General features: G+C 71.9%; 9 protein-coding genes. 8 read left to right on the top strand and 1 reads right to left on the bottom strand.

Translation table 11 applies throughout. The features are described from left to right. The 8 genes from H5J33_RS18790 to H5J33_RS18755 form a co-directional block, all read left to right on the top strand. Positions 1-227: hypothetical protein (locus H5J33_RS18790; RefSeq protein WP_181796093.1), on the top strand; the 227-nt coding region annotated here is incomplete at its 5' end. A gap of 22 nt (positions 228-249) precedes the next feature. Next, positions 250-1200 (top strand): glycosyltransferase family 2 protein, encoded by a 951-nt coding sequence (locus H5J33_RS18785; RefSeq protein ID WP_181796092.1) that lies wholly within the window; start codon positions 250-252, stop codon positions 1198-1200. Further along, a complete protein-coding gene (locus H5J33_RS18780) occupies positions 1200-1568 on the top strand; it encodes a GtrA family protein (RefSeq protein WP_181796091.1) in 369 nt (122 codons plus the stop codon). Before H5J33_RS18785 ends, H5J33_RS18780 begins: the two co-directional genes overlap by 1 nt. A gap of 45 nt (positions 1569-1613) precedes the next feature. Next, positions 1614-2642 carry an N-acetyl-gamma-glutamyl-phosphate reductase gene (argC, locus tag H5J33_RS18775; protein WP_181796090.1) on the top strand — a complete coding sequence of 343 codons (1029 nt, stop codon included), beginning with the start codon at positions 1614-1616 and terminating at the stop codon, positions 2640-2642. A gap of 88 nt (positions 2643-2730) precedes the next feature. Next, positions 2731-3882: a bifunctional glutamate N-acetyltransferase/amino-acid acetyltransferase ArgJ gene (argJ, locus tag H5J33_RS18770; RefSeq protein ID WP_181796089.1), complete on the top strand. Its 1152-nt coding sequence runs from the start codon at positions 2731-2733 to the stop codon at positions 3880-3882. After that, positions 3879-4778, top strand: a complete 900-nt coding sequence (argB, locus tag H5J33_RS18765; RefSeq protein ID WP_181796088.1) for an acetylglutamate kinase — start codon at positions 3879-3881, stop codon at positions 4776-4778. The genes argJ and argB overlap by 4 nt, the downstream gene beginning before the upstream one ends. Continuing rightward, entirely contained in the window at positions 4775-5980 is a 1206-nt protein-coding gene (locus H5J33_RS18760; protein WP_181796087.1) for an acetylornithine transaminase, read from the top strand. The genes argB and H5J33_RS18760 overlap by 4 nt, the downstream gene beginning before the upstream one ends. Positions 5981-5987: 7 nt before the next feature. Beyond that, positions 5988-6533 (top strand): arginine repressor, encoded by a 546-nt coding sequence (locus H5J33_RS18755; protein ID WP_030613671.1) that lies wholly within the window; start codon positions 5988-5990, stop codon positions 6531-6533. A 60-nt stretch (positions 6534-6593) separates the two neighbouring features. Here the strand turns inward: H5J33_RS18755 and H5J33_RS18750 are convergent. Beyond that, positions 6594-6792: FAD:protein FMN transferase (locus H5J33_RS18750; RefSeq protein ID WP_181796086.1), on the bottom strand; the 199-nt coding region annotated here is incomplete at its 5' end.

The raw sequence follows: 6792 nt of genomic DNA, 5'->3' as shown, positions 1-6792 counted from the left end.
GGCCGGCGGGGGAGTACCACGGCCTGATCGCCGTTCCCCTCGACCCCGCCTCCACCAGCCTGACCTGCACCTTCCACCCGCCCGGCCTCCGGCTGGGCACGGCGGTCGGGGGCGCCTCGCTGCTCGTCCTCGCCGTGCTGACCGCCGCAGCCGCTCTGCGCCGCCGACGTGCGCCGGCGGCGCCCACGACCACATCACCGCGCGAGCCGGCGACCACCGCTCACTGATCGCGCCCAGGGGGAGACCACCATGCTGATATCCATCGTCGCGCCCTGCTACAACGAGCAGGACGTCCTCGCCCGCTTCCACGAGGAGGTCCAGAAGGTCGCCGAGGAGCTGCTGCCCCTCGGCCACGACATGGAGTTCGTCTACGTCGACGACGGCAGCCGGGACCGCACGCTCGCCGTCCTCGAAGAGCTGGCCGGGCGCGACGCCCGGGTGCGCTACGTCTCCTTCAGCCGCAACTTCGGCAAGGAGGCGGCCCTGCTCGCCGGACTGCGGCACGCCTCGGGCGACTCGGTGATCGTCATGGACGCCGACCTCCAGCACCCCCCGGCGCTGGTCAAGCGCATGGTCGAACTGCGCGAACAGGGCCACGACCAGGTCATCGCCCGGCGCACCCGCACCGGCGACCGGCTGACCCGTACCCTCACCGCGCGCCTGTACTACCGGCTCGTCAACCGTCTGGTCGACGTCGAACTCGTGGACGGTGTGGGGGACTTCCGGCTGCTGTCGCGCCGGGTGGTGGACGCGGTGCTGGACCTGACCGAGTACAACCGCTTCTCCAAGGGCCTGTTCGCCTGGGTGGGCTTCCCGAGCACCACCTTCGAGTACCAGAACGCCGTCCGCGAGGCCGGCCGCAGCTCCTGGAACCTGCGCGGACTGCTCAACTACGGCCTCGACGGCCTGCTGTCCTTCAACAACCGCCCGCTGCGCGCCGCCCTCTGGCTCGGGGTGACCCTGCTGCTGTGCGCGGGGGTGTACACCGCCTGGATCGTGGGCGCCGCGCTCGTCCAGGGCGTGCAGACGCCCGGCTATGTGACCATCATCACCGCCGTGACCGCCCTCGCGGGCGTCCAGATGGTCATGCTGGGAGTCATCGGGGAGTACACCGGCCGCATCTACTACGAGGTGAAGCGGCGTCCGCACTTCCTGGTGAAGGCCACCAACGTGGAACGGACGAAGGATCTCATTCCCTGATGCGGCAGATACTGACCTTCGCGGCGGTCGGTGTCGTCAATACGGCGACCTACTACTGTCTTTACCTGTTGTTCCTGACCGGCCTGCCGTATCTCGCGGCGCACATCCTGGCCTTCACGCTGGCCATGATCGGTTCCTTTTTCCTCAACGCCCGCTTCACTTACCGGACCCCGCCCACCTGGCGGAAATTCCTGCTGTTCCCGCTGACGAACGTCACCAACTTCGTGATCACGACGGCCGGGGTGTACCTGATCGTGGACGTCCTGCACGCCGGGAGCCGCTTCGCCCCGCTGGTCGCGTCCGCCGCGGCGATCCCGGTCACCTTCGTCGTCTCCCGCTGGGTGATGCTCCCCAAGTCCATTGCATAAACGTGCAGCGATACGTATAGTCATGCCATCCAGAGGAGGATGGACATGGCAGTACGTGCGGCGGTGGCCGGAGCGAGCGGATACGCGGGCGGAGAGGTCCTGCGGCTGCTCCTTTCGCACCCCGAGGTCGAGATCGGTGCCCTGACCGGGAACTCCAACGCCGGGCAGCGGCTCGGTGCGCTCCAGCCGCACCTGGCGCCGCTGGCCGGCCGGGTGCTCGCCGAGACCACGCCCGACGCCCTCGCCGGGCACGACGTGGTCTTCCTCGCGCTGCCGCACGGCCAGTCCGCGGCCGTCGCCGAACAGCTCGGCCCCGATGTCCTGGTGATCGACATGGGCGCCGACTTCCGGCTGAGGGACCCGGCCGACTGGGAGCGGTTCTACGGCTCCCCGCACGCCGGCACCTGGCCCTACGGCCTCCCCGAACTCCCGGGCGCCCGCGCCGCGCTGGAGGGGTCCAAGCGCGTCGCGGTGCCCGGTTGCTACCCCACCGCCGTCTCCCTCGCGCTGTTCCCGGCCTACGCGGCCGGACTCGTCGCACCCGAGGCGGTGATCGTCGCCGCGTCCGGCACCTCCGGCGCGGGCAAGGCCCCCAAGCCGCACCTGCTGGGCAGCGAGGTCATGGGCTCGATGTCGCCGTACGGCGTCGGCGGCGGCCACCGGCACACCCCCGAGATGATCCAGAACCTCAGCGCGGTCGCCGGGGAGCCCGTACGGGTCTCCTTCACCCCGACCCTCGCCCCGATGCCCCGCGGGATCCTCGCCACGTGCAGCGCGTCCGCCGTCGCCGGGGTGACGGCCGACAGCGTCCGCGCCGCCTACGAGAAGGCGTACGCCGACGAGCCGTTCGTCCATCTGCTCCCCGAGGGCCGGTGGCCCGCCACGGCGTCCGTCCACGGCTCCAACGCCGTCCAGGTGCAGGTCGCCTACGACGCCGCGGTGGACCGCGTCATCGCGATCAGCGCCATCGACAACCTGACCAAGGGCACCGCCGGCGGTGCCGTCCAGAGCATGAACATCGCCCTCGGTCTCCCCGAGACCACGGGGCTTTCCACGATCGGAGTCGCACCGTGAGCGACGCGCGTGCGGCCACCGGGCCGCAGACGACGACGATGGCCGCACCGCTGCGCTGCGCGGGCGGAGAAGCGAACGAGGAGATGCAGTGAGCGTCACGGCAGCCAAGGGATTCACGGCGGCGGGGGTCGCCGCCGGGATCAAGGAGAACGGCAACCCCGACCTGGCCCTGGTGGTCAACAACGGGCCCCGCCGTGCCGCCGCGGGCGTCTTCACCTCCAACCGCGTCAAGGCGGCCCCGGTGCTGTGGTCGGAGCAGGTGGTCAAGAGCGGCCAGGTCTCGGCCGTCGTCCTCAACTCCGGCGGCGCCAACGCCTGCACCGGACCGAAGGGCTTCCAGGACACCCACGCCACCGCCGAGAAGACCGCCGAGGCGCTCGGCCGGGGCGCCGTCGAGGTCGCCGTCTGCTCCACCGGCCTCATCGGCGTCCGGCTGCCCATGGACAAGGTCCTGAAGGGCGTGGAGACGGCCGCCGCCGCCTTGAGCGAGCACGGCGGCGAGAAGGCCGCCATCGCCATCAAGACCACCGACACCGTCCACAAGACCGCCGTGGAGACACGGTCCGGCTGGACCGTCGGCGGCATGGCCAAGGGCGCCGGCATGCTCGCCCCCGGCCTCGCCACCATGCTGGTCGTCCTCACCACCGACGCCGACCTGGAGAGCGAGGTGCTGGACAAGGCGCTGCGCGCGGCGACCCGGGTCACCTTCGACCGCGTCGACTCCGACGGCTGCATGTCCACCAACGACACCGTGCTGCTGCTCGCCTCCGGCTCCTCCGGGATCACCCCCGACTACGACGAGTTCGCCGAGGCCGTACGCCAGGTCTGCGACGACCTCGGCCGGCAGCTCATCGGCGACGCCGAGGGCGCCAGCAAGGAGATCAAGGTCGAGGTGATCAACGCCGCGAGCGAGGAGGACGCCGTCGAGGTGGGCCGCTCCATCGCCCGCAACAACCTCCTCAAGTGCGCGATCCACGGCGAGGACCCCAACTGGGGCCGGGTGCTCTCCGCGATCGGCACCACCCGGGCCGCCTTCGAACCCGACCGGCTGGGCGTCGCCATCAACGGCGTCTGGGTGTGCAGGAACGGCTCCGTCGGCGAGGACCGCGACCTGGTCGACATGCGCTACCGCGAGGTCCACATCGTCGCCGACCTGGCCGCCGGCACCGAGACCGCGACCATCTGGACCAACGACCTGACCGCCGACTACGTCCACGAGAACAGCGCCTACTCCTCATGACAACCCGTAAGCACACCGCGCTGCCCAAGGCCCGCATCCTGATCGAGGCGCTGCCCTGGCTCACCCGGCACCACGGCAGGGTCGTCGTCATCAAGTTCGGCGGCAACGCCATGGTGGACGAGGAACTGAAGGCCGCCTTCGCCCAGGACGTCGTCTTCCTGCACCACGCCGGCCTCAAGCCGGTCGTCGTGCACGGCGGCGGCCCGCAGATCAGCGCCGCCCTCGACCGGCACGGTATCGCCAGCGAGTTCAAGGCGGGCCTGCGCGTCACCACCGAGGACGCCATGGACGTCGTACGGATGGTGCTCGCCGGGCAGGTGCAGCGCGAGCTGGTCGGCCTGCTCAACCGGCACGGCCCGCTCGCCGTCGGCCTCACCGGCGAGGACGCGCACACCATCAGCGCCACCCGGCACACCCCCGAGATCGACGGGGAGCCGGTGGACATCGGACGGGTCGGCGAGATCACCGCCATCGACACCGGCGCCATAGCGGCCCTGCTGGCCGACGGCCGCATCCCGGTCGTCTCCTCCATCGCCCGCTCCGAGGACGACGGACACGTCTACAACGTCAACGCCGACACGGCCGCCGCGGCACTCGCCGCCGCTCTCGGCGCGGAGACCCTCATGGTCCTCACCGACGTGGAGGGGCTCTACGTGGACTGGCCCCACTCCGACGAGGTGATCAGCCGCCTCACCGCCTCCCAGCTGGAGAAGCTGCTGCCCGACCTGAGCTCCGGCATGGTGCCCAAGATGGAGGGCTGCCTGCACGCCGTGCGCAACGGCGTGCACACCGCCCGGGTCATCGACGGCCGGGTCCAGCACTCGATCCTGCTGGAGATCTTCACCGACGAAGGCATCGGCACCATGGTCGTGCCGGACGAACAGGGGGAGTCATGAGCAACCAGGAACTGACCGCGCGGTGGCAGGGCGCGCTCATGAACAACTACGGCACCCCGCGCCTGCCCCTCGTCCGCGGCGTCGGCACCCGGCTGTGGGACGCCGAGGGCCGGGAGTACCTGGACTTCGTCGGCGGTATCGCCACCAACGCGCTGGGCCACGCCCACCCCGCCGTCGTCGCCGCCGTCAGCGGGCAGATCGCCTCCCTCGGCCACGTCTCCAACCTGTTCATGGCCGAGCCCACCATCGCCCTCGCCGAACGGCTCCTGCGCCTCTTCGGCCGGGACGGCCGGGTCTTCTTCTGCAACTCCGGTGCCGAGGCCAACGAGGCCGCCTTCAAGATCGGCCGGCTGACCGGGCGCACCCATGTGGTCGCCACCGACGGCGGCTTCCACGGCCGGACGATGGGCGCCCTCGCGCTCACCGGCCAGCCCGCCAAGCAGGACCCGTTCCGGCCGCTGCCCGGCGAGGTCACCCACGTCCCCTACGGCGACGCCCAGGCGCTGGCCGCCGCGGTCACCGAGGACACCGCCCTGGTGGTCGTCGAGCCGGTCCAGGGCGAGAACGGCGTGGTCGTGCCCCCGGCCGGCTATCTCAAGGCCGCCCGCGCGATCACCGCCGCCACCGGCGCGCTGCTGGTCCTGGACGAGGTGCAGACCGGCATCGGCCGGACCGGCACCTGGTTCGAGTACCAGGCCCACGAGGGCGTGCTGCCCGATGTCGTCACCCTCGCCAAGCAGCTCGGCGGCGGGCTGCCGCTCGGCGCGACCGTGGCCTTCGGCCGGGCCGCCGAACTGCTGCGGCCGGGCCAGCACGGGACCACCTTCGGCGGCAACCCGGTCGCCTGCGCCGCCGGACTCGCCGTGCTCGACACCATCGAGGCCGAGGGCCTGCTGGACAACGTCAAGCGGCAGAGCGAGCGGCTGCGGCAGGGAATCGAGGCGCTGGGCCACCCGCTGGTCCACGGTGTCCGGGGTGCGGGCCTGCTCCTGGGTATCGTGCTCACCGGGCCGCGCGCGCCGCAGGTGCAGGCGGCGGCCCAGGAGGCCGGGTTCCTGGTGAACGCGCCCGCCCCGGACGTCGTACGGCTCATGCCGCCGCTGAATCTGCGCGACGACGAGGTGGACGCGCTGCTCCGGGCGCTGCCCGGCATCCTCGACGCAGCGGACCCCGTGGACGGGGACGGACGATCCGGAGAATGAGACGACGATGAGCGAGGCGCAGGACCACGAGCAGGGCGTGGGGGCCGGGCCCGCCGTACCGCAGACCCGCACCGCACGGCACCGCCGGATCGTGGACATCCTCAACCGGCAGCCGGTGCGGTCGCAGAGCCAGCTGGCGAAGCTGCTCGCCGACGACGGGCTGAGCGTCACGCAGGCGACGCTCAGCCGGGATCTCGACGAGCTGAACGCGGTCAAGATCCGCAACACCGACGGCGACCTGATCTACGCGGTGCCGAGCGAGGGCGGGTTCCGCACCCCGCGCGCCCCGCTGGGGGAGTCGGCGAAGGAGGAGCGGATGCGGCGGCTCTCCCAGGAGCTGCTGATCTCCGCGGAGGCCTCGGCGAACCTCGTGGTCCTGCGCACGCCCCCCGGCGCCGCGCAGTTCCTCGCCTCCGCCATCGACCAGGCCGAACTCCACGACATCCTGGGCACGATCGCCGGCGACGACACCCTGCTGCTGATCAGCCGGCATCCCACCGGGGGCCAGGCCCTGGCGGACCACTTGCTGCGGCTGGCGCAGAACGGCCACTGAGGGAGGCGGCGGCGCGGGAGTGCCGGGTGCGCGGTTCCCCGCGCCCCGCCCGGCCGCCGTTCACCCCGGCCACGCCCCGAGGCCCCCGGTGCACCGCACCTCGTCGTCCGCCGTGATCAGCAGCCCTTCCACGTCCGGCAGGGACTCCAGCCAGGCCAGGCCCTCCCGCGCGCCCATCGCGAACGCGGCCGTGGCCCAGCAGTCGGCGAACGCGAGGCCGGGCCCGACCACGGTCACCGAGACGAGGTCCGTCACCGCC

This window comes from Streptomyces sp. WELS2 (assembly GCF_013870595.1).
Classification (GTDB): Bacteria; Actinomycetota; Actinomycetes; order Streptomycetales; family Streptomycetaceae; genus Streptomyces.
The sequence above is the reverse complement of the archived record's forward strand: the minus strand, read 5'-3'. Positions and strand labels throughout refer to the sequence as shown.

Bases quoted from the DNA above. Each gene is read 5' to 3' on its own strand.
- H5J33_RS18760 (WP_181796087.1), top strand. From the start codon at position 4,775: ATGAGCAACCAGGAACTGACCGCGCGGTGGCAGGGCGCGCTCATGAAC.
- H5J33_RS18755 (WP_030613671.1), top strand. From the start codon at position 5,988: ATGAGCGAGGCGCAGGACCACGAGCAGGGCGTGGGGGCCGGGCCCGCC.
- argB (WP_181796088.1), top strand. From the start codon at position 3,879: ATGACAACCCGTAAGCACACCGCGCTGCCCAAGGCCCGCATCCTGATC.
- argC (WP_181796090.1), top strand. From the start codon at position 1,614: ATGGCAGTACGTGCGGCGGTGGCCGGAGCGAGCGGATACGCGGGCGGA.
- H5J33_RS18785 (WP_181796092.1), top strand. From the start codon at position 250: ATGCTGATATCCATCGTCGCGCCCTGCTACAACGAGCAGGACGTCCTC.
- H5J33_RS18780 (WP_181796091.1), top strand. From the start codon at position 1,200: ATGCGGCAGATACTGACCTTCGCGGCGGTCGGTGTCGTCAATACGGCG.